The sequence below is a fragment of the Micromonospora sp. NBC_00860 genome (assembly GCF_045207375.1).
Classification (GTDB): domain Bacteria; phylum Actinomycetota; class Actinomycetes; order Mycobacteriales; family Micromonosporaceae; genus Micromonospora; species Micromonospora vinacea.
Genome location: NZ_CP108825.1, coordinates 3,892,789 through 3,918,617 on the forward strand (window position 1 = coordinate 3,892,789; position 25,829 = coordinate 3,918,617).

At 71.8% G+C, this 25,829-nt stretch carries 22 protein-coding genes; 14 read left to right on the top strand and 8 right to left on the bottom strand.

Features of this window, described 5'->3' with window-relative positions; genetic code table 11:
* Window positions 1–19: 19 nt before the first annotated feature.
* From pseB to OH804_RS17850, 7 genes are all read left to right on the top strand, one after another.
* Window positions 20–1,003 carry a UDP-N-acetylglucosamine 4,6-dehydratase (inverting) gene (gene pseB, locus OH804_RS17820; protein ID WP_112585521.1) on the top strand — a complete coding sequence of 328 codons (984 nt, stop codon included), beginning with the start codon at window positions 20–22 and terminating at the stop codon, window positions 1,001–1,003.
* Window positions 1,000–2,157: a DegT/DnrJ/EryC1/StrS family aminotransferase gene (locus OH804_RS17825; protein WP_406058226.1), complete on the top strand. Its 1,158-nt coding sequence runs from the start codon at window positions 1,000–1,002 to the stop codon at window positions 2,155–2,157. The genes pseB and OH804_RS17825 overlap by 4 nt, the downstream gene beginning before the upstream one ends.
* 10 nt (window positions 2,158–2,167) lie before the next feature.
* Complete coding sequence (locus OH804_RS17830; RefSeq protein WP_112585517.1) at window positions 2,168–3,016, top strand: hypothetical protein; 849 nt, start codon at window positions 2,168–2,170, stop codon at window positions 3,014–3,016.
* A complete protein-coding gene (locus tag OH804_RS17835) occupies window positions 3,006–4,832 on the top strand; it encodes a class I SAM-dependent methyltransferase (RefSeq protein WP_406058227.1) in 1,827 nt (608 codons plus the stop codon). The genes OH804_RS17830 and OH804_RS17835 overlap by 11 nt, the downstream gene beginning before the upstream one ends.
* A complete protein-coding gene (locus tag OH804_RS17840; protein WP_406058229.1) occupies window positions 4,829–5,602 on the top strand; it encodes a cytidylyltransferase domain-containing protein in 774 nt (257 codons plus the stop codon). The genes OH804_RS17835 and OH804_RS17840 overlap by 4 nt, the downstream gene beginning before the upstream one ends.
* A complete protein-coding gene (locus OH804_RS17845; protein ID WP_406066578.1) occupies window positions 5,599–6,702 on the top strand; it encodes a PseG/SpsG family protein in 1,104 nt (367 codons plus the stop codon). The genes OH804_RS17840 and OH804_RS17845 overlap by 4 nt, the downstream gene beginning before the upstream one ends.
* Window positions 6,703–6,813: 111 nt before the next feature.
* Window positions 6,814–7,449, top strand: coding sequence for an alpha-ketoglutarate-dependent dioxygenase AlkB (locus tag OH804_RS17850; protein WP_196922061.1), 636 nt, complete (start codon window positions 6,814–6,816; stop codon window positions 7,447–7,449).
* Window positions 7,450–7,461: 12 nt separating this feature from the next.
* On the opposite strand, the gene OH804_RS17855 is transcribed toward OH804_RS17850, so the two are convergent.
* A complete protein-coding gene (locus OH804_RS17855; RefSeq protein ID WP_406058231.1) occupies window positions 7,462–10,209 on the bottom strand; it encodes a BTAD domain-containing putative transcriptional regulator in 2,748 nt (915 codons plus the stop codon).
* Between the two features lie 415 nt (window positions 10,210–10,624).
* Here OH804_RS17855 and OH804_RS17860 point away from each other — a divergent pair, with 415 nt between their 5' ends.
* A complete protein-coding gene (locus OH804_RS17860; protein ID WP_231392577.1) occupies window positions 10,625–11,197 on the top strand; it encodes a peptidoglycan-binding protein in 573 nt (190 codons plus the stop codon).
* Between the two features lie 122 nt (window positions 11,198–11,319).
* Here OH804_RS17860 and OH804_RS17865 read toward each other — a convergent pair whose 3' ends face one another.
* From OH804_RS17865 to OH804_RS17875, 3 genes are all read right to left on the bottom strand, one after another.
* Complete coding sequence (locus OH804_RS17865; RefSeq protein ID WP_406058233.1) at window positions 11,320–11,838, bottom strand: TrmH family RNA methyltransferase; 519 nt, start codon at window positions 11,836–11,838, stop codon at window positions 11,320–11,322.
* 246 nt (window positions 11,839–12,084) lie between these two features.
* Entirely contained in the window at window positions 12,085–14,568 is a 2,484-nt protein-coding gene (locus OH804_RS17870) for a DNA topoisomerase (ATP-hydrolyzing) subunit A (RefSeq protein WP_196922059.1), read from the bottom strand.
* Between the two features lie 38 nt (window positions 14,569–14,606).
* Complete coding sequence (locus tag OH804_RS17875) at window positions 14,607–16,664, bottom strand: type IIA DNA topoisomerase subunit B (protein ID WP_196922058.1); 2,058 nt, start codon at window positions 16,662–16,664, stop codon at window positions 14,607–14,609.
* 277 nt (window positions 16,665–16,941) lie between these two features.
* Between OH804_RS17875 and OH804_RS17880 the strand changes: the two genes are divergently transcribed.
* From OH804_RS17880 to OH804_RS17890, 3 genes are all read left to right on the top strand, one after another.
* Window positions 16,942–17,640 carry a hypothetical protein gene (locus OH804_RS17880; RefSeq protein ID WP_196922057.1) on the top strand — a complete coding sequence of 233 codons (699 nt, stop codon included), beginning with the start codon at window positions 16,942–16,944 and terminating at the stop codon, window positions 17,638–17,640.
* A gap of 198 nt (window positions 17,641–17,838) precedes the next feature.
* Window positions 17,839–19,095, top strand: coding sequence for a hypothetical protein (locus OH804_RS17885; protein WP_196922056.1), 1,257 nt, complete (start codon window positions 17,839–17,841; stop codon window positions 19,093–19,095).
* 134 nt (window positions 19,096–19,229) lie between these two features.
* Window positions 19,230–20,093 carry an alpha/beta fold hydrolase gene (locus tag OH804_RS17890; RefSeq protein WP_196922055.1) on the top strand — a complete coding sequence of 288 codons (864 nt, stop codon included), beginning with the start codon at window positions 19,230–19,232 and terminating at the stop codon, window positions 20,091–20,093.
* 33 nt (window positions 20,094–20,126) lie between these two features.
* Here OH804_RS17890 and OH804_RS17895 read toward each other — a convergent pair whose 3' ends face one another.
* Complete coding sequence (locus tag OH804_RS17895; RefSeq protein ID WP_196922054.1) at window positions 20,127–20,297, bottom strand: hypothetical protein; 171 nt, start codon at window positions 20,295–20,297, stop codon at window positions 20,127–20,129.
* Between the two features lie 197 nt (window positions 20,298–20,494).
* Between OH804_RS17895 and OH804_RS17900 the strand changes: the two genes are divergently transcribed.
* Both OH804_RS17900 and OH804_RS17905 read left to right on the top strand, forming a co-directional pair.
* Window positions 20,495–21,124, top strand: coding sequence for a hypothetical protein (locus tag OH804_RS17900; protein WP_196922053.1), 630 nt, complete (start codon window positions 20,495–20,497; stop codon window positions 21,122–21,124).
* A gap of 199 nt (window positions 21,125–21,323) precedes the next feature.
* Complete coding sequence (locus tag OH804_RS17905) at window positions 21,324–21,695, top strand: hypothetical protein (protein WP_196922052.1); 372 nt, start codon at window positions 21,324–21,326, stop codon at window positions 21,693–21,695.
* A 36-nt stretch (window positions 21,696–21,731) separates the two neighbouring features.
* Here the strand turns inward: OH804_RS17905 and OH804_RS17910 are convergent, their stop codons facing one another.
* Window positions 21,732–22,637, bottom strand: coding sequence for a DUF72 domain-containing protein (locus OH804_RS17910; protein ID WP_406058238.1), 906 nt, complete (start codon window positions 22,635–22,637; stop codon window positions 21,732–21,734).
* 134 nt (window positions 22,638–22,771) lie between these two features.
* Here OH804_RS17910 and OH804_RS17915 point away from each other — a divergent pair, with 134 nt between their 5' ends.
* Window positions 22,772–23,275, top strand: a complete 504-nt coding sequence (locus OH804_RS17915) for a DinB family protein (protein WP_196922050.1) — start codon at window positions 22,772–22,774, stop codon at window positions 23,273–23,275.
* A gap of 52 nt (window positions 23,276–23,327) precedes the next feature.
* Here OH804_RS17915 and OH804_RS17920 read toward each other — a convergent pair whose 3' ends face one another.
* Together OH804_RS17920 and OH804_RS17925 are read right to left on the bottom strand one after the other, a co-directional pair.
* Complete coding sequence (locus OH804_RS17920) at window positions 23,328–25,385, bottom strand: glycogen debranching N-terminal domain-containing protein (protein WP_406058240.1); 2,058 nt, start codon at window positions 25,383–25,385, stop codon at window positions 23,328–23,330.
* Window positions 25,382–25,789 (bottom strand): SCP2 sterol-binding domain-containing protein, encoded by a 408-nt coding sequence (locus tag OH804_RS17925; RefSeq protein WP_196922048.1) that lies wholly within the window; start codon window positions 25,787–25,789, stop codon window positions 25,382–25,384. Before OH804_RS17925 ends, OH804_RS17920 begins: the two co-directional genes overlap by 4 nt.
* Between the last annotated feature and the right edge of the window lie 40 nt (window positions 25,790–25,829).

Sequence of the window (25,829 nt, forward strand, 5' to 3'; positions counted from 1 at the left end):
CGAACACGGGAGCACCACATTGAGTGAGTTGAATGGATCGTCCATTCTGATCACCGGGGGAACTGGTTCCTTCGGCAGGACGTTCCTCCGGCACATCCTCAACGAGGCCGACCCCGCCCGCGTGGTGGTGTTCTCCCGCGACGAGCTCAAGCAGTACGAGCTGCGCCAGCAACTCGGCGACGACCCGCGGCTGCGCTGGTTCATCGGCGACATCCGGGACCGGCACCGTCTCACCCGGGCCATGCACGGCGTGGACCACGTGGTGCACGCCGCCGCGCTGAAGCAGGTGGACACCGCGGAGTACAACCCCTCGGAGTACATCGCCACCAACATCACCGGCTCGCAGCACGTCGTCGACGCGGCGATCGAGGCCGGCGTCAAGAAGGTCATCGCGCTCTCCACGGACAAGGCGTCCAGCCCGATCAACCTGTACGGAGCGACGAAACTGGTCGGCGACAAGCTGTTCGTCTCGGCCAACCACTACGCCGCCCAGCACCCCACCCGGTTCGCCGTGGTGCGCTACGGCAACGTGGTGGGCAGCCGCGGCTCGGTCGTCCCGCTGTTCCGCCGGCTGGCCGCCGAGGGCAAGAGCCTGCCGATCACCGACAAGCGGATGACCCGCTTCTGGATCACGCTCGACCAGGCCGTGCAGTTCGTCATGGACTCGTTCGACCAGATGCAGGGCGGCGAACTGTTCGTGCCGCGTATCCCGAGCATGCGCATCCTCGACCTGGTCGAGGCCGTCGCCCCGGACGCCACCACCCACGAGATCGGGATCCGGCCGGGCGAGAAGCTGCACGAGGAGATGATCGCGCCCGACGACAGCCGGCGGACGCTGCGCGCCGACGGCCGGTTCATCGTCCAGCCGACCATCGCGACCTGGGGCTACCAGGCACCGGTCGACTGCGACCCGGTGCCGGACGGCTTCGCCTACCAGTCGGACACCAACGACGAGTGGCTCACCGTCGAGCAGTTGCGCGACATGCTCGGCATCAACGGATGACGGGGATGCTCCCGTACGGCCGACAGTCGATCAGCGAGGACGACGTCGCCGCCGTCGCCGACGTGCTGCGCGGCGACTGGCTCACCACCGGTCCGCAGGTCGACGCCTTCGAGGCCGACCTCGCCCAATGGACGGGCGGGGTCGGTGTCGCCGCCGTCTCCAACGGCACCGCCGCGCTGCACGTGGCGTACGCGGCGGCCGGGGTGGGACCGGGCGACGAGGTGGTCGTACCGCCGATGACGTTCGTGGCGACCGCCAGCAGCGCCGTCGCCCTCGGCGCGACGATCGTGTTCGCCGACGTCGACGACGAGACGTTCTGCCTCGACCCGGCGGCGGCCGCCGCCGCTGTCACCTCGCGGACGAAGGTCGTCGCCGCTGTCGACTACGCCGGCCACCCGGCCGACTACGACGCCCTGCGCAAGACGGTCGAGGGCACCGACGCGCTGCTCCTCGCCGACGCGGCGCACTCGATCGGCGGGACGTACCACGGTCGGCCGGTGGGCTCGCTCGCCGACCTGACCACGTTCTCGTTCTTCCCCACGAAGAACCTGACCACCGCCGAGGGCGGCGCCGTCGCGGCGCTGGACCCGGAGATCCTGAAGCGGGCCCGCCGGTTCCGTGGCGTCGGCGTGGTCCGCGACCGCGACGACCTGCGTTTCCCGGACGAGGGCGGCTGGCACCAGGAGGTGCACGAGTTCGGGTTGAACTACCGACTGCCGGACGTGCTCTGCGCCCTGGGCCGCAGCCAACTGCGTCGGCTCGGCGAGTTCACCGCCCGCCGCAGCGCCCTGGTCGCCCGCTACGACGAGGCGCTGGCCGACCTGGACGGCGTGCTGCTGCCCAACCGCAGGTCGTGGGCCGACCCGGCCTGGCACCTCTACCCGATCCGGGTGCTCGACGGGCGCCGCCGCGAGGTGTACGACCGGATGCGGGCCGCCGGCATCGGAGTCCAGGTCAACTACATCCCGGTGCACTGGCACCCGGCCTTCGCCGACCTGGGGTACCGGCGCGGATCCTGCCCGGTGGCCGAGTCGTTCTACTCCCAGCAGCTGTCGTTGCCGCTCTACCCGGGGCTCAGCGACGCCGACCAGGACCGCGTCATCGACGCGCTGACCGCCGCGCTGCGGGTCGGCTCGGTGCGTTCCGCCGCCTGATGGGAACCTGATGCACCACGCCAACCACTTCTACGGTCACGCGCACGTGCTGGCCCGGTACGCCGGCCTCGGCGACCGGCACCCACCACGGATCAACGGGTACGTGCAGCACGGCTGGAACATCGGTGACGGCCTGGCCCCCGGCCACCCGTACGCCGAGCGCACCCCCAGCCTGCTCTGGTCCGAGCAGACCCGCCGCCGGGCCTGGTCGGTGGGGCGACGCAACGTGGTCGTCATCGGCGCGCCGTTCAGCTACCTGCTGGCCATGCGACCCGAGGAACCACCGGCCGAGGAACGGGAGGGCACCATCTGGTACCCGTTCCACGGCTGGGAGGGACAGCACGTCAAGGGCGACCACCGCAAACTGATCGCCCTCATCCAGGACACCGAACCCGGACCGGTCACCGTCTGCCTCTACTGGCACGAGTACCGGATGCGCAACGTGCGCCGGCTCTACGAGCGCGCCGGGTTCCGGGTGATCTGCCACGGATACCGGGGGCACTGGTGGAAGGACACCGACCCGGAGTTCCTCGACCGGCAGCTCACCGAGCTGCGCCGTCACCGCCGGGTAGCGTCCAACCGGCTGACCAGCGCGATCTTCTACGGCATCGCCGCAGGGTGCGAGCCGGCCGTCTACGGCGACCCGATGATCCTGTCCAACGAGGACCCGACCTTCGGCGGTACCGCCCGGATCCGGCGACAGTGGCCGCAACTGCACGGCACCACTGTCGACCTGCCCACCGCTGTCGAGATCGCCCGCGCCGAGCTGGGCACCGACCACCGCTGCACGCCGGCCGAGCTCCGCGAGCTGCTCGGTTGGGCGAACCTCCAGGAGGAAGAGGAAGACCGTGACGACTGAGACGGCACCCGCCGACCGGATCACCCTGCCGGGCGGCGAGATGCTGGCCTGGTCGGACCTCCCGCAGGAACGGCTGGCCAACGGTGGGCCGCTCGCCGCGCTGACCGCCCGGCTGGTGCCACGGGGCGCCCGGGTCCTGCTGGCCGGTCCACACGATCCGGCGCTGCTCGACCAGCTCACCCACGCCGAGGTCACCTGCCTGCTGCGCAGCCACCCGGACGCCGTGGCGCTGGCGCACCGGGCCGCCCGCGTGGTGGTGGGCGGTCCGGCCGGGCTGCCCGACGACGAGACGTACGACGTGGTGATCGCGGCCGCCGGGCTGGACCCGGTGGAGTCGGTGGAGGGCACCCGGCTCGGCTGGGACGGCGTGCTGGCCCGACTCGTCGCCGCGCTGCGACCGGGTGGCGCGTTGCTGCTGCGCCTGGACAACCCACTGGGCCTGCACCGACTGGTCGACACCACCCCCTGGTACGCCCGCCGGGACGACTCCGCCTGGGCGATCGGCGGCGTGCTGGACCGCGCCCACCCGGCCAACCGGGACCAGCTGCGCGAGCGGCTCGGTGCGGCGGGGCTACGGCCGGCCGCCTGCTGGGCCGCGTACCCCGATGTCAACACCCCGACGGCCCTGCTGGACGCCGACCACCTCGACCGGGACGCCGGCTCCGGGCTGTTCGACGCGGTGCTGCACGGCGCCTGCGCCGGGGGTTTCACCAACGCCACGGTGCTCCAGGACCCGGCCCGGCTGGCGGTGGACGCACTGCATGCCGGGCGCGCCGCCGACCTCGCACCGGCCTGGCTGACCCTCGCCCACCGGCCCGCCGACGCCACCGACCCGACCACGCCGACCGTCGACCCGGACCTGCCGGTGGCCCTCGTGCAGACCGGTCGCCCGGGGATCGGCGTGCTGGAGGTGCTGCACGGCGCGTCCGGTTGGCGCTGGGGGCTCATCCCCGCCAGCGATGCGACGACGCCGGCCGGCGCGCCGTTCGCCAGCCGCGAGGCCGCGTACCGGGACGCGGACGCGCTGTCCGGGCCGGTGCCGTCCGGCCGGCTGCTGCGTACCCTGCTGCTCGACGCGGCCCTGCGCCGCGACCTGGCCACCCTGCGCGCGCTGCTGCACGGGTACGCGGGCTGGCTCGCCGACCAGGCCGACACCGACGGCCGGATCGCCGGCGCGGCGGCGCTGGCCGGCACCGACAACGTGGTGGTCGACGGCGAGCGGTACGCGGTGCTCGACCCCAGCTGGCGGGCCACCGCCGCGCTACCCGCCGACGTGGTGCTCGCCCGTGGCCTGTGGCGCTTCGCGGCGGGCCTGCTCACCGGTGGGTACGCCCACCCGTGGTCGTCCACTCTCGACGTCGCGGGCCTGACCGTCGTCCTCGGCGGACTCGCCGGCCACGACCTCGACCGCGCGACGGTCAGCGAGGCGGTCGAGGCCGAGGCGGCCATCGCCGCCGCGCTGCACGGGCTGGACGCCGGCGGCACTGTCGACCTCGCCGCCGAGCTGCACGCCGTCGCGCCGACCGACCCTCCCGTCGGCGGGCACAGCTACCAGCAGCTACGCGAGGCGTGGCTGCGCCAACGCGAGGAACTCACCCGGTTGGCCGCGCTGACCGCGTGGACCGAGGAACTGCTCACCTCCCGGGAACGGGCGCTACGCCGGGCCGAAACCACTATCAGCCTGCTCAGCGGATCAATCAGCTACCGGGTGGGCCGGCTCGCCATCACCCCGGCCCGACTGGCCAAGCGAGGCGCCCGCGCCGCCAAACGCCGAGCCACCGCTGTGCTCGCCCCCAGGCAGGAGGAGCAGCAGTGACCGGCGAACCGCCGCCCGAGGCCGCCACGGACGACGCGGGGCCACGGATCGTCGGCATCGTGCAGGCGCGCATGGGTTCGTCCCGGCTGCCCGGCAAGGTGCTCCGCCCGCTCGCCGGACGTTCCGTACTGGGCCGGGTCGTACGCGCCGCCCGGGACAGCGGCGTCCTGGCCGACCTGGTGGTCGCCACCAGCACCGACACGGCCGACGACGCGGTGGCCGTCGAGTGCGCGCGCCTGGACGTGCCCTGCCACCGCGGGCCGGTCGACGACGTGCTGGACCGATTCGTGGGCGCCCTCGCGGCGCACCCCGGGGACGCCGTCATGCGGTTCACCGCCGACTGCCCACTGCTCGACCCGGAGATCATCACCCTGGTCGCCTCGGTGTACCGCGCCGTCCCCGGGCTGGACTACGCCAGCACGTCGATCGCCCGGACCCTGCCCCGGGGGCTGGACGTGGAGATCATCCGAGCGGAGACGCTGCGCACCCTGGGCCGGCTCGCCACCGACCACCACCGGGTGCACGTCACCTCGTACGCGTACACCCACCCCGAGTTGTTCCGGGTGCTCGGGGTGACGCTCACCCCGGACCGCTCCGCGCTGCGGCTGACCCTCGACACCGAGCAGGACTGGGCGTTGGTCAGCGCGATCATCGACCACTTCGGTGACGTCAGCGTGCCGCTGGCCAAACTCGCCGACTGGCTCGACGGTCAACCCCGGCTGCGCGCGCTCAACGCCGACGTCCGACAGAAGCACCTGGAGGAGTCCTGAGCACCCTGAGGGTCGGGTTGCGCTGCGACGCCGGGCCACGGCGCGGCGTCGGCCACCTCGTCCGCTGCCTGGCGCTCGCCGAGGAGTTCCTCGCCCGGGGCGCCCACGTCACAGTGTTCGGCACCGTCGAACGGCTCGACTGGGCCACCGCCGACCTGGCCGCGCGGGGCATCCCGCTGCTCCCCGGCCCGGACTCCGCTGCCGAACTGGTCGAGGTGGCCCGCCGACACGAACTGGACGTCCTGGTCCTGGACTCCTACGAACTGGACCCGGCCGGGGCCGGCGCCCTGCGCGCCGCCGGTGTGTACACCCTCGCCATCATCGACGGCGACAGCCGGGGCCAGGTCGCGGACCTCTACCTCGACCAGAACTTCGGCGCCGACCTGCCCGGCCTGGACGCGGCGCCGGAGCTGGCGGGGTTCGGAGTCGGGGCGGGGCTACCCGGCCGGTTGCTCGCCGGAAGCGGGTACGCCCTGGTGCGCGACACAGTGATCAGCGCCCGCCCGCCGGTCGCCCCGCCGGCCACGGCGGTCAGCCGCCCCCGGGTGCTGGCCTTCTTCGGCGGCACCGACGCGGTCGGCGCGGCCCCGGTCCTGACCCGGGTGCTGGTGGCCACCGGTCATCCGATGGACCTCACTGTCATCGTCGGACGACCCGATATCGAGGCCGAGGTCGACGACGTCACCCCCGGCCGGGGGCAGATCATCCGACCGGTCCCGCCCACCACCTCACTGCCGGCACTGATCACCGAAGCCGACCTGGTGGTCAGCGCCGCCGGCACGTCAACCTGGGAACTCTGCTGCCTCGGCGCACCCAGCGCACTGGTCTGCGTGGTCGACAACCAACGTGAGTCGTACACCCGGGTGGTGCGGCACGGCCTGGCCGCCGGCCTCGGCGAGCTGCCGGAGCTGACCGCCGGTGGCGTCGCCGGACGAGCCGCCCGCGCGACGGCGGCGCGGACCCTGCACGGGCTGCTCAGCTCGCCGCAGCGGCGCGCTACCCTCGCCGCGCGCGGCTGGTCCACCGTCGACGGGCAGGGCCGGGCGCGGGTGGTGGACGCGGTGTTCGACGCCGTACGCGCCGCCGCCGTCCGCGGCTAACCGCAGCCGGGCCAGGCTCGCGGGCCGCAGGCGACGCGTCCGAGATCGAGCACGATCCGGCGCGGCTTCACAGCTAGCACGGGTGTACGAAAGTGCTGCTAGGGTGGCTGCATGACGCAGGCCGCCTACCAGCCGTCGATGCTCGACCTGGCCGACGCCGGGCCGACCCTGGGGCCGCTGCCCGGCCAGATCCGCCGGCACCAGCTCAGCCGGGGCGCCTGGGTCGACCACCTCCCCGGCTGGGTGCGCGGCTCCGACACGGTCCTCGACACCCTGCTCACCGAGGTGCCCTGGCGTGCCGAGCGGCGCACCATGTATGACGCCGAGGTCGACGTGCCCCGCCTGCTCTGCTGGTACGACCGCGCGAGGCAACTCCCTCACCCCGTGCTCACCGCCGCGCGGGCCGCGCTCACCGAGCACTATGCGCCCGAGTTGGGCGAACCCTTCGTCACCGCCGGCATGTGCCTCTACCGGTCCGGGCGCGACAGCGTGGCCTGGCACGGCGACACCATCGGCCGCTCGGCGCACACCGACACGGTCGTCGCGATCGTCTCCTTCGGAGCACCCCGACCACTGCTGCTACGCCCACGCGGTGGCGGCGAGAGCCTGCGCTTCCCGGTGGGCCACGGCGACCTGATCGTGATGGGCGGCTCCTGCCAACGCACCTGGGAGCACGCCATCCCCAAGACCACCCGCCCCGTAGGCCCCCGGGTGAGCGTCCAGTTCCGCCCCCACAACGTCGCCTGACCCTCGGGCTGGCTAGGACGCAACCAGACGTTCGAGGCGGCGGCGAACCTCCTCGGCCGCGGGGTCGCCCGCGTCCTCGTAAATCCGCGCGGCCAGGCGCCAAGCGGCGGCGGCAGCGTCGCTGTCGCCCATCCCCTCCCGGGTGTCCCCGAGTCGGATGAGGGTCTCCGCCTCGTGATACCGGTCCGCGGAGTCGCGAAAGAGTTTGATCGCCTGCTCGTAGCAGTTGGCCGCGCGGTCGCGTTCACCGAGGCGGTCGTAGGCGAAGCCGAGGCTGTCCAGCGTCGCGGCCTGACCGTTGCGGTCGTCGCTCCGTCGTTGCTGGTCGAGGGCCTCGGTGCAGCTGGCGATGGCCTGGACATAATCGCCGGTGGTGGCGAGCAGCCAACCGATCGCGTTGAGCGTCCGGGCTTCGCCCGCGTGATTGCCGACCAGCCGGTAGAGCCGCAGCGCCTCGCGACCGTGTGCGAGCGCTTCGTCGAGCCGGCCGTCCAGGTAGCAGAGTTCGCAGTAGTTGTGCAGCGTCTGGGCCTGGCCGATCGGGTCGCCGAGACGTTCGTGCAGCTCAAGCGCGCGCTTGAGCCGGTATTCGGCCGTGGTGTGGTCGCCCAGTCGGGTCAGCGCTCGGGAGACCAGCCGGTTGGCGACGGCCTGACCGGCAAGGTCGCCGATCTTCTCCGCGGCCCCCAGCGCGACCTCCTGGATGGCGAGCTGGTCCTGCCAGAGGCCACGCGGCGCCACGAAGGTGTTCAGCGCCCACGCGATCTGCCAGGCGTACCTTTCGAAGCCGCTCTCGGCGGCCTGTCGGACCAACCGCACCAGCACCCGATGCTCCGCCGTGAACCAGGCGAGGGCGCCGTCGTGATCGGTCACCGGCCGCCTGGCGGGTACGGGCAGCGGAGGCACCGGCTCGATCGGGGGCCACTGCGGCTGGAGCAGCAGGGCGGCCGGATACGCGGCGTGCAGGTAGTGGTCGTACAGGCGCTGTCGGGCTGCGACGTGTTCGTCGCCGCGCTCCGACGACTGTGCGAGCTCGGCCGCGTAGGCGCGCAGAAGATCGTGGAAGGCGAACCGGCCGGGCGCAATTTCCGCCAGCAGGTGAAGCCGGGTCAGTTCCCGCAGGATCGGCGTAACGGCGGTGGCCGACACACCGGCGAGCGCCGAGGCCGCGGCGGTGGTCAGGTCCGGGCCCGGATGCAGCCCCAGCAGGGTGAACAGCCGAGCCGCGTCCGCCCCCAGGGCCAGGAACGACCACGAGAAGACGCGCCGGACGTCGCCGTCGGCCAACGCGTCCAGCCTCGCCTCGGACGAGTGCAGTTCGGCGGCGATCGCGCTGAGCGGGAACGTGGGATGGGTCGCGACGCGCGCCGCCACTATCGACAGTGCCAGCGGAAGCCGGCCCGCGGCCTCGATGATGTCGGCAACCGCCACCGACTCGGACGCGAGCCGGCTGACCCCGAGACGTCTGGCGAGCAGGCTCCTCGACTCCTCCGCCGTGAGCACGTCCAGTGTCAACGGCACGGCACACTCGGCGGCGATCAGGCCGCCGAGCCGGTCACGGCTGGTGACCACGACCATGCAGCGGCCCGCACCGGGCAGCAGGGCGCGCACCTGGGCGGAGTCGCGGGCGTTGTCGAGCACCAGGAGCATCCGCCGGGAGGCCAGCAGGCTACGGTAGAGACCGGTCCGGGCCTCCATGCCGGAGGGTATCCGGGCGTGGGGCACGCCGAGCGCCTCGAGGAAGACGGACAGGGCGTCGGGCGGGGACACCACGCCGGCTTCGTCGTAGCCGCGAAGGTTCAGATAGAGCTGGCCGTCGGGGAAACGGTCGGCAACCCGATGGGCCCAGTGCAACGCCAGGGCCGTCTTGCCGACTCCGGCCATGCCGGACACCACAGAGACGGCCACGCTCGGCCGCCCCTCAGCCCCGCCGTGCAGAAGCGCGTCGAGGCCCGCCAGCTCGACGCTGCGTCCGACGAACTCCGGCACCGCACGCGGCAGTTGCTCGGGGCGCTGAGGCAGCGGTCCTACTGCCGTGTCCGGCACCGGCCGGTCCGGCCCCGTCGGCGGTTGCACCGCCAGTCCCGGGCGGTGATGCAGGATGTCGTCGTACAGCGCGACGAGCTCGGGTGCGGGATCGAGGCCAGTCTCCTCCGCCAGCGTCTGTCGCGCCTGACGGAAGGCATCCAGTGCGCCGGCCACGTCTCCGATGCGGTACAGGCCCACCATCAGCTGGCCCCACGCCCGCTGCCGCAGCGGGTGCCGGTCGAGCAGGCCGCGCAACCGGTGCACGACGTCGGCCGACGCACCGAGGGCCAGCACCGCCTCGGCGTAGTCCTCCTCGACGAGCAGCCGGCGCTCCTCCAACTGCGCCACCCGCCGAGCCAGCGTCGAGCGCAGCGGCAGGTCGGACAGCGGTGCGCCACGCCACAGGCGCACCGCGGCGGAGAGTTCGGCCTCGGCCCGGTCCAGATCGGAAACGGCGAGCGCCTCGCGGCCCCGCGCCGCCGCGGCGTCGAACAGGTCCAGGTCCCGTTCGCCTGGGCCCACCCGCAGCAGGTAGCCGCCGGCCGCTGCGGTTATCCCATCCCAGGTCGCCCCATCGCCCAGCGAGCGCCGCAAACCGCGCACATAGGTACGCAGGTTCGCGGCGGCCGACGCCGGCTCTTCGTCACCCCACAGCATCGCGGCCAACTCGTCGGTGCCGACGACCTCATTGGGGCGCAGCAGCAGGGTCGCCAGCAGGAGACGCTGCTTCACCGAGCCCAGTGGAACCGGCCGGTCGCCGCGGTACACCCGGAACGGGCCAAGGATTTCGAAACGCAACCAGGCACCTCGCATGTGGGCGCTGCCATGTGCCGCCACGCGTACAGCACCCGGATGACGCGGGCGAGTAGATGATCTATGCCTGAGTTGTGCGGCGGTTGTACCGGCCCCACCGTACCTTCTCCACGGGGGGACCCGGAGCGGTGAGGACGGTTCTACCGTCCTCACCGCGCCATCCAGGTGCACCAATCGCCATGCCTGGTTTCACGACGATGGCGCGAGGTCGACGGGGCCGTCTGTCCACACCCGACGCGGGGCCACCTCGCCGCGTCTTCCGGACCTGACACCGCCGGCTGACGCGACGCCCCAGCACCGTTGCCCCCTCATGATTCCCGACCAGAGGAGACACATGTCGTCGCTCCGCTCCACCCGCCGCATCCTCAAGAGAGTTGCCCTCCCCGCGATGGGCGCGGCACTGGCCATCGGCATCAACGTCACCATCGCCACGCCGGCCGCGGCCAGCGGCTCCTACACGGGCCGGGCGTACGTCCATGGCACCGGCGGGGTGTCTGACGACTTCGATGACGAAGGCGTCACCAACGTCACCACGCACCGCAGCTCGAACGTCGCCTGTCTCTGGCAGACCATCCTCTGGGCGAACGGCTACCTGCCCTCGTCCGGAGTCGACGGCGTCTTCGGCGACCAGACCGATGCCGCGACGAGGAACTTCCAGCGCGACAAGGGCCTCTCGGCGGACGGCTCCGCAGGCCGGAACAGCTGGACCAAGGCCGGCGACAAGCTGGTGCAGCAGGACAACCAGAACGGCTGGCTGTACGTGGTGTACCGCGGGGCGACGGGTTCCAGGAGCCCGTACGGCTCGCACCAATTCGTCCTACAGCGTTCGCCAGACGGGAACTACCGGTTCTACCCGCCGCAGGGCGGCGGCCCCTACTGGGCCGCCTACAACTCCCGCACCTGCTGACCTCGTATGCGGTGACCAGCGACTCGCAAGGTAGGTCCGGACGCGACGGGACCGGTTGTCCGGACCTACCTTGCGGTTTTCCGGCCTGGTCGCCGTTGGTCCAGCGGCGACCGGACGCCCTACTAGAGGAGCCCAGCCAGTTTGTAGAGGACCAGGGAGCCGGCTACCGCGACGTTCAGGCTGTGGCCATGGCCGACCATGGGAATCTCCACCGCCGCGTCCAGCTGGTCGAGCGCCTCGGGCGGAATGCCGGTCGCCTCGTGTCCCAGCAGCACCACGGTGCGGCCCCGAGCGGCGGGCAGATCACCGAGCCGGACGGCCTCGTCGGCCAACTCCACCCCGAGGACCCGGGTGCCGGTGGCCCGTTCGGCGGCCAGCCAGCGCAGCGGACTGCCGACCCGGTGAACGCAGCCCGGCTGGCGCAGCGTGTTGCCCCGGGCCACGGCCTCGTCCACCCAACGGAACGGTGGCACGGCGAGGCAGGCACCGACCGCGTCGCACGTCCGCAACAGGGTGCCAAGGTTCGCGCCGTGCATCGGCCAGAGTGGGGCGGCGATCAGGTGACCCCAACAGCGGTGTGGCCGGGGACGGCGGGCGGCGCGTAGCTCACGCCTGGGCCGGACCCGGATGGCGGCGCTCACGCCGCGCCGGCGACTCCGCCGGACAGAGAAGAAATCATGTTGAGGGGTGCTTAGCGGCGCACCCGGACCCTCACCGACAACAGAGGGCCCCACCATACCGCGCTGACGGACACCCCCACTGCCCAAGATCGTGCTCGATCCAGGATCGAGTGGTGTCACCGCGTCGGTGATACCACTACTTCCAGGGTCGAGCACGATCTTGTTGCCGGGCGCGCCAGACGGGCCGGGCGCGACAACGCGGGTGGGTTAGTCGCGTTCGATCAGGTGGCCCACCACCGTTGGGCCGAGCATCACCGCGAAGCCGCTGCCGTCGCGGCGGGGGTCCGCAGCGGGCAGCTCCACCGGGTCGCCGGTGGCGGTCGCGCCGACCGGTCGCGGGCCCACCCAGGCGACGGCCACGTCCGTCTCACCCTTGAGGAAGCGGTGCGCGCGCACGCCGCCGGTCGCCCGGCCCTTCGCCGGGTACGCCTTGAACGGCGTCACCTTGACCGTCGCGCCGGTGGAGGTGACCACCATCGGCTCGCCGTGCCCCGGGTCGTCGGTGCGTACCGCGCCGAAGAACGCGACCCGCGCCCCGGCCGGCAGGTTGATGCCGGCCATACCGCCGCCCTTGAGGCCCTGCGGCCGGACCAGCCCGGCGGGGAAGCGCAGCAGCGACGCCTCCGAGGTGACGAAGGTCAGCGTCTCGGTGCCGTCGGTCAGCCAGGTCGCCCCGACCACCTCGTCACCGTCGCGCAGACCGATCACCTCGAACTCGTCGGAGCGTACCGGCCACTCCGGTGCGCAGATCTTCACCGCGCCCTGTCGGGTGCCCAACGCCAGCCCCGGTGAGCCCTCCGCCTGCCCGCCCAGCGGGGCAAGGCCGACGACTGTCTCCCCCGCCGCCAACGGCACCAGTTCGGCCGCGGACATACCGCCGCGCAGCGACACAGTGCCCGCCTGCTCGGGCAGCACCGGCAACGGCAGGACGTCGACCTTGAACGCCCGACCGGCGCTGGTCAACAGCAGCACCCGACCACGGGCGGTGGAGTGCACGATGGCGCGTACCGTGTCGTGCTTGACCCGGCCGTTGCGCCGGCGCCCCTCGGAGCTCTCCTCCGACTCGGCCGCGGTCCGGGCGACCAGCCCGGTCGCGGAGAGGATCACCTGGCACGGGTCGTCGGCGACCTCCAGCGGGCCGGCCGGCGCGGACGCGGCCAGCACCTCCTTCAGGTCACCGTCGACAAGCGTCGTACGACGTTCGGTGCCGAACTGCTTGACCACGGCCGCCAACTCGTCGGAGACGACCTTCCTGAGCACCCGCTCGTCGTCGAGGATCTTGCTCAGCTCGGCGATCTCGGCGCGCAGCCGTTCCTGCTCGGCCTCCAGTTCGATCCGGTCGAACTTGGTCAGCCGGCGCAGCGGAGTGTCCAGGATGTAGGTGGCCTGGATGTCGGAGAGGCCGAACCGGCTCATCAGCCCGTCCTTCGCGGCCTGCGCGTCGTCGCTGCCCCGGATCAGCCGGACCACCTCGTCGATGTCCAGCAACGCGATCAGCAGACCGTCGACCAGGTGCAGCCGTTCCTGACGCTTGCGCCGGCGGTACGAGGTGCGCCGGGTGACCACCTCGTACCGGTGGGCCAGGAAGACCTCCAGCAGTGCCTTGAGGCCCAGCGTGCGCGGTTGCCCGTCGACCAGGACCAGGTTGTTGACGCCGAACGACTGCTCCAGCGGGGTGAGCCGGTAGAGGTCGGCGAGCAGCGCCTGCGGGTTGACCCCGACCTTGCACTCGATGACGAGCCGGGTGCCGCTCTCCCGGTCGGTGAGGTCCTTGACGTCGGCGATGCCGGTCAGCCGCTTGGTCTTGGTGACCTCGTTGGTGATCGCGGCGATGACCTTCTCCGCGCCGACGCCGTACGGCAACTCGACCACTGTGATCGCCTGACGGCCCCGGCTGCCCTCGATCGGGCCGATCTCCACCTTGCCGCGCATCCGGACCACGCCGCGGCCGGTCTCGTACGCCCGACGGACCTCGTCCAGGCCGAGCAGCACCCCACCGCTGGGCAGGTCTGGGCCGGGGACGAACTCCATGAGTTTGTCCAGAGTGGCGTCCGGGTGGTTGATCAGCCAGCGGGCCGCGGAGACGACCTCCGCCAGGTTGTGCGGGATCATGTTGGTGGCCATCCCGACCGCGATCCCGGACGCGCCGTTGACCAGCAGGTTGGGGAAGGCCGCCGGCAGCACTGTCGGCTGGGTCAGCGACCCGTCGTAGTTGGGCTCGACGTCGACGGTGTCCTCGCCCAGCTCACCGACGAGCAGCATGGCTTCGCGGGACATTCGCGCTTCGGTGTATCTCGATGCAGCCGGTCCATCGTCTGGGGACCCGAAATTTCCATGCCCGTCGATGAGTGGAACGTTGAGGGAGAAGTCCTGCGCGAGGCGGACCATGGCGTCATAGATCGCCGTGTCGCCGTGCGGATGGTACTTTCCCATTGTATCCCCGACAATTCGGGCAGACTTCACGTGCCCGCGGTCGGGGCGGTAGCCCTGCTCGTACATCGACCAGAGGATGCGCCGGTGCACGGGCTTGAGGCCGTCGCGGGCGTCGGGCAGGGCGCGGGAGTGGATGACCGAGAACGCGTACTCCAGGTAGGAGTCGGAGACCTCGGTGACCAGCGGGTTGTCGAAGACCCGCGCGCCGGCCTGATCGAACGAGGAGAGGTCGACCTTGTTTTCCTTACGGCGTGCCATGACTCAGCTCTCCACTGGAACTGGAACGGAACGGGCGCTCATGCGTCGATCGCATCCCGGTCGACGCGGTCGGCGGAGTCGATGAGCCAGTTGCGGCGCGGCTCGACCTTCTCGCCCATCAGCAACTCGAGGATGCGTTCGGCGGCGTCGACGTCGTCGAGGGTGATCCGGCGGACGGCACGGGTGGCCGGGTTCATCGTGGTGTCCCACAACTCGTCGGCGTCCATCTCACCGAGACCCTTGAACCGTGGGATGGGCGTGACGATCTGCTTGCCGGCCTTCTCCAGCTTGCGGACCGTCGTCTCCATCTCAGCCTGCGTGTAGGTGTAGACGGTCTGCGGGCTGCGCCCCTTGGTGGTGATCTTGTGCAGGGGCGGCATCGCGGCGTAGAGCCGACCGGCCTCGATCAGCGGCCGCATGTACCGGGCGAAGAGGGTGATCAGCAGCGTACGGATGTGGGCGCCGTCCACGTCCGCGTCGGCCATGATCAGCACGCGGCCGTAGCGCAACGCCGAGAGGTCGAAGGTGCGCCCCGAGCCGGCGCCGAGGACCTGCACGATGGCAGCACACTCGGCATTGTCCAGAACCTGCTGGAGGTTGGCCTTCTGCACGTTGAGGATCTTGCCGCGGATCGGCAGCAGCGCCTGGTATTCCGAGGAACGGGCCATCCGGCTCGTCCCCAGGGCGCTGTCGCCCTCGACGATGAACAGCTCGCTGCGGTCGATGCCGGTGGCCCGGCAGTCGACGAGCTTCGGCGGCATGGACGCGCCCTCCAGGGCGGTCTTGCGCCGGGCGGCGTCCTTCTGTTGCTTCTGGGTGAGTCGCACCCGGGCGGCGTCGACGATCTTCTGCAGGACGGTGCGCGCCTCGGCCTTGGTGCGCCGGTCCTCCATCCAGGCCTTGATGTGCGCGTCGACCAGGGACTGGAGAACCTTGGTGATGCCGGTGGTGGAGAGCTCGTCCTTGGTCTGCGAGGTGAACTGCGGCTCCGGGATCCGCACGTGCACCACCGCCGTCATCCCCTCCAGGACGTCGTCCAGGGTGGGCGGCTCCTCCTTGGCCTTGAGCAGACCGCGGGTGTTGCGGATCGCGTCGGCGAGCGCGCGGACCAGTGCCCGCTCGAAGCCCTTGCGGTGGGTGCCGCCGTGCGCGTTGCGGATGGTGTTGGTGAAGCACTCGACGGTGCGCTCGTAACCGGTGCCCCACCGGAACGCCACCTCGACCTCGGCGCGCCGCTGCACGTTTGACTGCATGACGCCGTTGGCGTCGGCGGCGTTCTCCCGGTAGGTGCCCTCGCCGTTGACCAACAGGGTGCCGGAGACCGGCCGGTCGCCGGCCGGGGCGAGGAACTCCACCATGTCGCTGAGCCCGTTGGGGTAGTGGAACCGCTCCTCGGCGGGCGCCTCGCCGGTCAGGTCGCGCAGCAGGTAGGTCACGCCGGGGACCAGGAACGCGGTGTTGCGCAGCTTCATCCGGACGGCGTCGACGTCGAGCGCCGCGCCGGTCTCGAAGTAGCGGGCGTCGTGCCACCAGCGGATCGAGGTGCCGGTGCGCTGGCCGCGCTTCATGGCGCCGGCCACCTGGAGCCCGGGGCCGGCGGTGAAGGGGGCGTCCGGCCCGTCGCCGTCGAAGATGCCCGGGACGCCGTGCCGGAACGACATCGTGTGGATCTTGCCGGCCCGGCGGACGGTCACGTCGAAGCGACGGGACAGCGCGTTGACCGCCGACGCGCCGACGCCGTGCAGGCCGCCGGAGGTCTTGTAGCCGGAGCCGCCGAACTTGCCGCCGGCGTGCAGCCGGGTCAGCACCAGCTCGACGCCGGAGATGCCGGACTTGGCGTGCACGTCGGTGGGGATGCCCCGGCCGTCGTCGTCGACCTGCACCGAGCCGTCGGCGTGCAGGATCACCTCGACGTGGCTGGCGTGACCGGCGACACCCTCGTCGGTGGAGTTGTCGAGGATCTCGTTGACGAGGTGACCCACGCCACGGCTGTCGGTGGAACCGATGTACATGCCGGGACGCTTGCGGACAGCGTCCAGCCCCTCAAGGTGGGTGAGGTCATCGGCCCCGTACAGGGTGTCAGGCTCTGCGGTCAACTGGTCGTACTCCCCGGTCTCGGCGGTGTGCTGCCGGTCACCGGCGACATCAGCCGGCGTGGCGCGCCGCAGCGAGCCTAGCCCGAGGCTGGGACAACCACCGGAGGACCTACGCGACCCGCCGCGCGAGGCCCTCCATACGTGAGCCAACGAACAGCCGGTGGGTGATCACGGGACCACGCAGAGACAGCGTCACCGATACTCTCACCCATGATCGCGGCCGGTTTGCGCGCGGGGTGCACGCCGTCCGGGTCGAGGAGATCAGGAGGCGGTCGAGATGGACGCAACGATTCGCGACGCCCTGCGGCGCTCCCTCGGCACCTGGGCCCGACGGTGGCTGCTGGTGGGCACCCTGGCGGCGGGGCTGCTGGCCGCCGTGGCGCTGGTCGCGACGGCGGCTCCCGCCGACCGGACCTTCGCCGAACTCTCGGGCACGGTGCAGAGCCTGATGTCGGTCGCGACCCCGCTCTTCGGCATCCTGCTGGTGCGCGACCTGCGCCGGGCGCCCGCCCGCCTCCCGGTCCTGCCCACAGTGCTCGCGGTGGGGCTGCCGGCGGTCGTCATCGGCGTGGTCGGTGTGCTGATCTGCGCCGCGACGCTGGCGCTCACCCCGGCCGACGTCGCCGACGAGCCGTGGCGGTTCGCCGGGACGGTAGCGGTGGGCGGTGTGCTGGTGCAGATCGTCGCGGGCCTGGTGGGCACCGGCCTGGGCCTGCTGCTGCGCTCGGTGGTGGTGGCGTTCCTGGCCACGATCGTCCTGCCGCTGGGCCTGTTCACGCTGCTGGGTGCCGTGGACGCCCTCCGTCCGGCGCAGCCGTGGGTCACCCCGTTGGGCAGCGTGCGCCACCTGCTCTCGGGAGAGATGAGCGCGCTGCGGTGGGTGCAGTGGCTGTGCGTACTCCTGATCTGGGGTGTCGGCCTGAACGCCGTGGGCGCGGCAGTGCTGCACCGCCGCGACCGCCCGGCCGGTCACTGACTCCCCGCGCCGACGGGCGCGGGTCGGTGGGTTCGCCAACCCGGAGCGCGGGTCCACTGTCGACGCTGTAGGCCCTCATGCCTACGGGCGCGTGTCTTTCGTCGAACGAATCTGTTACGGGCCATTGACGCCCGTCGTGCCGGGGTGATCTGATCGCGCTCTCAGAGAATCTTTCATCTTTCGATGGTTGGGGGCCCCATGCCCAGGTTCCGGCGTACCGCGCTCGCCGCGGGACTAACGATCGCCATGGCCGCGTTGTCGACCGCCGTCGCGCTGCCCGCACCCGCGTCCGCCGCGTTGCCCACCGCCGCGGTGGCACTCGGGGACAGCTTCATCAGTGGTGAGGGCGCCGGGGCGTACACCCCGGTGGTCGACGTCAACGGAGTCAGCCAGGGCTTCCCCGGTTGGACGGCGGCGAACAACAACGCGTTCTTCTGCCACCGTTCGGCCAACGCCTCGCTCAACCAGGCCAACCTGCCGGGCATCCAGAACCGGTTCAACCTGGCCTGCTCCGGTGGCCAGCCGCACGACATCGCCAACGCCTCCCAGGCGCGGACCAACGGCCGTACCGTGGCCGCGCAGCTGGACCAGCTGCGCGCCGTCGCGCAGACCCAGGACATCGACCTGGTGCTGGTCGGCCTCGGTTCCAACAACAGCTCGTTCACCTTCGGCAGCGTCGCGGAGAAGTGCGCCAACCGGTTCATCGCCGACGCCTGGACCGGCTGGTGGGAGTTCTGGGCGTACCTGAACGGGCCGGTCGAGCAGAAGCCGTGCAGCGACGCCGACCTGGCCACCGCCGCGCAGCTCAGCGCCGCGACCGCGGAGACCACAGCGGCCGTACGCCAGATCCTGACCACCCTCGACCAGGTGGACGCGGACGGGCAGCACCGGGTGGTGTTCCAGGACTACACGAACCCGCTGCCGCTGGACCTGAACCCGCAGTTCCACGAGGAGGACAGCCGGGACGACACCCGGGACAAGTTCCGTGACCTGGGTGCCGAACGGTACGCGGCCGGCTGCCCGATCCACCGGGCCAGCCTGGCGCCGGGGCACCGTTTCTCCCAGGGCCTGGGCAGCATCGTGAAGTCCACCAGGGACACTCTGGCCGCCGAGTTCCCCGCCGACGACCTGGTGTACCTGAACGTGCAACAGGCCTTCAACGGCGCCCGACTCTGTGAGCAGACCAGCAGCCCGAGCGGCGCGTTGGCCACTCCGATCCGGCTTCAGGACGGGGCGACCGGCACCTTCGTCACCAGCCTCGCCGGCAAGGACAAGATCGCCATCCAGCGGATCGCCAACACCTGCGTCAGCTACTTCCAGACCTGCCAGGAGTCGTGGCACCCGAACGCCACCGGGCACCAGGTGCTCGGCCAGTGCCTGAGCGGCGCGGCCTCCACCAGCGCCCGTTCGGTGGCCTGTGTCCGGTCCAGCAACGGGGCGATCTCGGTCTCCTGACCGCAGCGTCCATCGGAGGGCTCCGCCAGTCGGCGGGGCCCTCCGTCGCGTCCGGCGAGCGCGCCGCGCACCGCGGTCGTCGACTCGAAGGCCTGCTGCTACCCGCCGGTAACGTCAGGCCGTAGGCTGGGCCGGTGAACGGGGATCCGGAGTACGCGCAGGAGTTCGTCGACGTCGACGGTGGCCGGCTGGGTGTGCAGGTCTACCCGGAGCCGGCCGGAGTGCCCGGCGCGCCGGTGGTCGTGATCTGGCCCGCGATGGGGGTCCGGGCCCGGTACTACCGGCCCTTCGCCGCCGCGCTGCGCGCCGCCGGGCTGGCCGTGGTCGTGGCCGACCTACGCGGCACCGGGGAGAGCACGCCCGCGCCGAGTCGGGCGGACCGACACGGTTACTCCGAGCTGGCCGACGACGTCGGCGCCGTCCTGACCGCCCTCAAACCACGACTGGACGGACGCACCCGACTGCTTCTCGGGCACTCGCTCGGCGGGCAGGCCGCGCTGCTGCACCTCGCCCTGCACGGCGGCGACGAGGTGGACGGGTTGGCGCTGATCGCGGTCGGCATCCCGTACTGGCGGACCTACCCGGGCCGGCGCGGCCTCGGCGTGCTGCCCTACACCCAGGGGATCGCCGCCACCGCGGCCCTGCTCGGGGTCTGGCCGGGCTGGGGCTTCGGCGGTCGACAGGCACGCGGTGTGATCCGCGACTGGGCGCACACCGCGCGGACCGGTCGATTCCCCCGGCTCGACGGTACGGACACCGAGGCGGCGGTCCGCGCGGTGCGGACACCGGTGCTGGCCGTCAGTGTGGACGACGACCAGTTCACCCCGCACGAGACCATGGACCACCTCTGCGCGAAGCTCGCCGGCGCGCCGGTGACCCGGGAGCGGTACACAGTGGCGCAGGCCGGTACGACGTTGGACCACTTCACCTGGGTTCGCGCGGGCGTCCCGCTGGCGCGGCGGATCGCCGGTTTCGCCGGCGACCTGCCGCCCCGCTGAGCCGTACCGGCCGGTCGGCGGACGGCGGTCGGCTCACTCGTCCTGGTCGAGCGGCACCAGTTCACCGTCGCGCTCCACCTGGATCTCGCCGTGTTCCTTGCGGGGCGCGACCTCGGCGGTGTTCCGGTGTGGGTCGTTGTCGGGGTGCATGAGCACCGCGTCTGTTTTGGGGGTCTTCTCCCGGCTCTCGTCCGGCTGCGACATCGCGTTCCCCTCTCGTCGGCGTCGCTGAGGATCTACCCACCCCCGGGCTAACGACTCCTGCCCGGGCGGGACCGACCCGCCGACGCCACGGATGTCCGGTAGTGGCCTCCCACGTCGCGGATCGGCCCGGCCGGGGCGGGGTTAGCCACCCGACCGGCGGGTAAGCCGCACCGCCCGACACGGCGGAAGGGGATCACATGTCCGAACGGCACACGGCACTGCGCTCGATGCACGATCTGGGCCTGGCGGCCTGGTTTGGCGGCTCCCTCATGGGTGCCTTCGGCGTCAACGGCGCAGCGGCGAAAATCAGCGACTCGACCCAGCGACTCCCGGTCGCCTCGGCCGGATGGTCCAAGTGGACACCGGTCAACGCGGCCGCGATCGGCGCCCACCTGGCCGGCGCCGTCGGCGAGCTGGTGACCGAGAGCCCACGGGTGGCGGCCCAGTCCGGCGTGGGCCGGGCCAGCGCCATCAAGACGGCGTTGACCATCGGCGCGCTGGCGGTAACCGGCTACAGCCGGTTGATCGGCATGCGGCTGGAGAAGGCCGGCGGCCCGTCGGTCAGCGGCGCCACCGAGCCGAACCAGCAGACCCCGGCCAGTGTGGCGTCCTCGCAGCGGCAGATGAAGCTGCTCCAGTGGGCGATTCCGGCGCTGACCGGGACCCTGGTCGTGGTCACCGCGTACATGGGTGAGCAGCAGAAGCCCGGCCAGGTGTTCCGCGGGATGCTCGGCCGCGCCGGTGGGATGAAGGGCGCCTCCAAGACCATGATCAAGATGGCGGGAATGAGCAACGGCAAGCGGCCGATGGCAATGGCCGGACGCTGAACGTCGGGCCGGCCGGCGTCCCGCCGCCACCTCGACGGCGGGGCGCTGGCCGGCCCTGCGCGCGCAGCAGAGCGATGACGGAGCTCACGCGCGCGGCGGCGGGCCGGCGAGATGTCGTACGCCGCGCTCGGGCGGGCCCTCCCGACCCGAGGACGGCACACCGTCCGCCGGTGGCGGCGGACCGACGAGCGGGGTGGCCATGACGGCGCACAAGGGACGCAGCGGTGACAACGACCGGCTGGAGCCGGAGGCGACCAAGCCGTGGGGCACCAGCGACGGCTTCGACGCCGACGCGCCCTGGGGCACTGACGACGACTCACCGATGGACGAGGGCAGCGAGGAGACGGCGGTGCCCGAGGGGCGGCGCGGGGAGCGTCGCGCGGGTGCCCCGGCGGGCCGGTCCGACCCGGCCGGACGACACGGTTTCGGTTCGGTGGAGCCGACCAGGACGCCGATGGCCGGGCCGGGTGCCCCACCCGATCCCGCCCCCAGCGGCCGGAGCTTCCCCGACGACGCGGACATCGGCGAGTCGACCCAGGACGCCCTGCGCAGCCGGGGACGGCGGTCCTGAGCGGACCGTCGCCCGACCGGGTGGCTCGTGCGGCGATCAGCCGGTCGCCGGGACGGCGCGGTCGGCGACCATCGTCTCGGCCAGCAGCTGCGCCAGCCGGGTGGCGTCGCGCTGGGCCTGACCGGCGCAGCAGTTGTTGAACAGCACGTGCAGTTCGTCCGGAAGGTCGGCGAACTCGGCCAGCAGCCCGGCCCACTGCCGGAGTTCGTCCTCGGCGTACGCGTACCGGAACTTCTCCTGTTTGTCGCCCTCACCCCAGGCGTCGCTGTGACCGTGGAACCGGACGATGGCCGGCTCCGCCGTCATGCTCAGGATGGGCGGCACCGACGACGGGTGCCCCTGCGGCATGTCGACGGAGACCACTGACAGGTCGTGGGCGCGTAGCAGGTCCAGAGTGTCCGTCGCGGCGGCGTCGTCCAACCAGGAGCCGTGCCGCAGCTCCACACCGACCCGCCACGGCCGGCAGCGCTGCGCCAGCTCGACGATCCGGCGTTCGGCCGCGGGGCTGCGCACCAGCCACGGGGGGAACTGCAACATCACCGCACCGAGCTTGCCGGCCGCCGCGATCGGGTCCAGGGCCGCGCGGAACCGCGCCCACAGCTCGTCGTACGTCCGCTCCGGCAGGTCGCGGCGGCGGATCCGGCTCGGGCCGGCGGCCGGGCGCAGGTCCCGGGGCAGCACGGCGACCGGTGTCGGGTGACCGGTGAAGAGGCTGAACGCCTTGACGTCGAAGGTGAAGTCGTCCGGGGTGGCGTCCACCCAGCCCTGGGTCGTCTCCGGCACCGGGATGGCGTAGTAGGACGTGTCCACCTCGACCAACGGAAACTGGCTGGCGTAGAAGCCCAGCCGACGGGCCGGCGTGCTTGCCGAGCGCGGGTACCACCCGGAGCGCAGCAGGGACTGGTCCGCCCAGGACGACGTGCCCACCTTAATCACACCCATGTCATTCAGTGGACCGCCGTCGGCGCGGATCGGCAACCGCTGGCGGGTCTTCCGTCGACGCGGTGTGGTGCCCGGAAAGTGTCGGTGCCTCGCCCTACGGTGGCCTCGGGTGGACATCAACGAGGGGTGGCGGCATGACCAGCACCGAGCAGCTCACCGGTGAGCGCACCGATCTTCTACAGGCGCTCCGCAGGCACCGTGGTTTCCTCCTGCAGACCGTCGACGGGCTCACCGACGAGCAGGCGGCCAGCCGCCCCACTGTCAGCGGCCTCTGCCTCGGCGGCCTCATCAAGCACGTGACCGGCGTCGAGCGCCGATGGATGCTCTTCGCGGTGGGCGGCGCGGAGGAGATGGGCCGTGAGGAGGTCGACTGGGTCGGTCAGTTCCAGATGGCACCGGGCGAGACCCTCGCCGGGCTGGTCGAGCGCTTCCAGGCGGTGGCCGGCCAGACTGACGAGTTGGTCGCCACCCTCGACCTGGACGCGGCGCACCCGCTGCCGCAGGCGCCCTGGTTCGAGCCGGGGGCGAGTTGGACGGTCCGCCGGGTGCTGCTGCACCTGATCGCCGAGACGGCCCAGCACGCTGGGCACGCCGACATCCTGCGGGAGTCGATCGACGGCGCCAAGACCATGGGCTGACCCCCCGGCGCGCGTCGCCGCCGGGGGGTCGGCTGGGCGGTGCTTCTCGGCCTCAGCGCAGGCGGCGCCGGCGTTCGGTGCTCCGGTCTCTCGCGTAGGCGTCGGAGTGACCCCAACGGCCCGGGATGTCCAGCAGTTCCAGCCGACCGAACCCCTCGGGCACCGCTGGGTTCACCAGCAGGTTGTCGCCGGTGGGTCGCAGGCCCAGCATGGTGCCGAGCAGCATCAGCAGCGCCCCCGACGCCCACGCCTGCGGGCGGCAGCTCGTCGTCAGCTGGACGGGGTAGGTCGTCAGGCTGCGCTCGTAACCGGCGATCACTCCTGGCGGCGCGCCGCCGAGCGTCTGCGCCATGTCGAAGATGCCGGCTGCGATCCGGGCCGCCTGCGCGTCGAGGCGGTAGCGACGCAACCCGGCGGCGATCAGCGCGTTGTCCGACGGCCACACCGCGCCCAGGTGTGCGCCCACCGGGTTGTACGTGCGCTGCCCCGCGGCGAACGTGCGCACCCCCCAACCGCTGAACAGTCGCGGCCCGACCAGGTGCTCGGCCACCGTTTCCGCGCGGTCGTCCGCGACGATCCCGCTCCAGAGCAGATGCCCGATGTTCGAGGCGAGCGCATCGACCGGTTCGCCGTACGGGTCGAGGGCCAACGCGTAGTACTCCCGTTGTGGCAGCCAGAAGTCCCGGTTGAAGCGCTCCTTCAGCGCTGCCGCCTCCCGTTCCAACCGGTCGGCGTACGCGGGGTCGCCCCAGAACTCCCGGGCCAGCCGGGCGCCACGTCGCTTCGCGTCGTACGCGTAGCCCTGCAACTCGCAGGTGGCGCGGGGGAAGGCGGGTTGCCGACCCTGGGCGTCGACGATGGCGTCCGGGGAGTCCTTCCAGCACTGGTTGATCGTGCCGTCGCGCTCGTTGCGGCGCTGGTAGCGCAGGTAGCCGTCCCCGGTCAGGTCGCCGTACTCGTCGATCCAGTCCAGCGCCATCCGGGCCGGGTGGCGCAGCTCGCGGACCAGGTCCGCGTCACCGGACCAGCGCTCGTACTCGTCGAGCAGCACGACGAAGAGCGGGGTGGTGTCCGCCGCGCCGTAGTACAGCGCGCTGGTCCGGTCGCTGAACGTCCCGGTCTCGCCGTACCGGAGTTGGGCCAGGATCTTGCCGGGCTCCTCGTCCAGCGCGTCGTCGAGCTGACCGCCCTGCATGAGCGCCAGCATCCGTAGCGTCGCCGGTGTCAGTTCGGGGGTGAACGCCATCGTCTGGAAGCAGGTGATGATGGCGTCCCGTCCGCACAGCCCCATCGCCCACGGCAGTCCACCGATCGGCACCCGTTCGCGGTACGACAACGGCTTGTACCGCAGTGCCTCCAGGTCCGCGAGGCTGCCGTGGTAGAGCTCCTCCAGGCCGCTGCGTTCGGCCACCAGCTGCGGCGCCCGGTCCAGCCACTGCGCCAGGTCCTCGCGCATCCCCGTCCGCACGGTCTGTTGGTGCGACTGCAGGTCGGCGCGGAGATCCCGGCCTTCCTCGCCGCCCATGGTCACGCTGACGTGCAGGTCGGTCTCCCATTTCCCCTCGGGTGCGATCCGGATCCGGAACGTCATCCCCTGTTCGTCCACCTCGGCGGGGACGGTGCTGCGCACTGTGGTCTCACGAACGAACCGGTCCCGCTGGTAGCGCAGCACGAGCCGCTGGCCCGCCGGGTCGGCGGTGACCTCGACGGCCCGCTGCCGGAGCTGCCCGACCTCGACGATGTCGGTGAAGTCGCTGGCCATCTCCACCCGGACGGTGTACTCGGCGGGCTGCGACGAGTGGTTGAGCACTGTGATGTTCTCGTGGAAACAATCGTGGATCGAGCGGTGTCTGATGATCGACATGTCGGCGTCGACGTAGTGGCTCGCCGCACCGGGGACCAGGAAGAACCGGGTCTCGAAGTAGGTGAGGTCGTCGCGGGCAAGTGCATTGATCCGTTCGCCGTCGATCCTGAGCACCCAGTGGGACAGGAATCGCGTGTCGTACGCGAAGAGTCCGACCGGGGTCTGCGGATCGACCTCGATGTCGCCCTGGGCGTCGCTGATGGCGAACAGGTTGCCCGCAATGACGTGCACCAGCTCCTGCTTCACGACCGCTCATCCCGAGCGGTCGACGCGGCCCGGCCAACCAACGCGGCCCGGCCCAGCTCATGCGGATGGCGGGCGCCGTCCGGCCCGGCGAAGATCCGCCGCAGCAGCATCAGCAGTTGCATGTTGCCGTGCACGGTCAGCTCGTTGCGCAGCAGGCCCGCGCCCGGGTGCAGCTCGCCGCGGACCATCCGGTCGAAGACCGCCCGGTCGGCCCGCACCACGAGTTCGGCGTCGTCGGCCGAACGGGTCACCCGGACCTGTTGGTCGGCGATGGTCAGGTACCAGTGATCGGTGCTGCCGTCGTCGCGGACATCCAGCCGCAGCGTCCCCGCTGTGGTCTCCGGCAGGTCGGGCCGCCGACCGGTGTCCAGCTGCCGCAGGTACTGCTCCGCCGTCGCGTCCATCGGGTCCCCTCCCCACGGTTCCCCGCAGGATCACCCGCGT

Bases quoted from the DNA above. Each gene is read 5' to 3' on its own strand.
- OH804_RS17915 (WP_196922050.1), top strand. From the start codon at position 22,772: ATGACCAGCACCGAGCAGCTCACCGGTGAGCGCACCGATCTTCTACAG.
- OH804_RS17925 (WP_196922048.1), bottom strand. From the start codon at position 25,789: ATGGACGCGACGGCGGAGCAGTACCTGCGGCAGCTGGACACCGGTCGG.
- OH804_RS17870 (WP_196922059.1), bottom strand. From the start codon at position 14,568: ATGGCACGCCGTAAGGAAAACAAGGTCGACCTCTCCTCGTTCGATCAG.
- OH804_RS17910 (WP_406058238.1), bottom strand. From the start codon at position 22,637: ATGGGTGTGATTAAGGTGGGCACGTCGTCCTGGGCGGACCAGTCCCTG.
- OH804_RS17905 (WP_196922052.1), top strand. From the start codon at position 21,324: ATGACGGCGCACAAGGGACGCAGCGGTGACAACGACCGGCTGGAGCCG.
- OH804_RS17860 (WP_231392577.1), top strand. From the start codon at position 10,625: ATGTCGTCGCTCCGCTCCACCCGCCGCATCCTCAAGAGAGTTGCCCTC.
- OH804_RS17850 (WP_196922061.1), top strand. From the start codon at position 6,814: ATGACGCAGGCCGCCTACCAGCCGTCGATGCTCGACCTGGCCGACGCC.
- OH804_RS17895 (WP_196922054.1), bottom strand. From the start codon at position 20,297: ATGTCGCAGCCGGACGAGAGCCGGGAGAAGACCCCCAAAACAGACGCG.
- OH804_RS17900 (WP_196922053.1), top strand. From the start codon at position 20,495: ATGTCCGAACGGCACACGGCACTGCGCTCGATGCACGATCTGGGCCTG.
- OH804_RS17825 (WP_406058226.1), top strand. From the start codon at position 1,000: ATGACGGGGATGCTCCCGTACGGCCGACAGTCGATCAGCGAGGACGAC.
- OH804_RS17880 (WP_196922057.1), top strand. From the start codon at position 16,942: ATGGACGCAACGATTCGCGACGCCCTGCGGCGCTCCCTCGGCACCTGG.
- OH804_RS17885 (WP_196922056.1), top strand. From the start codon at position 17,839: ATGCCCAGGTTCCGGCGTACCGCGCTCGCCGCGGGACTAACGATCGCC.
- OH804_RS17830 (WP_112585517.1), top strand. From the start codon at position 2,168: ATGCACCACGCCAACCACTTCTACGGTCACGCGCACGTGCTGGCCCGG.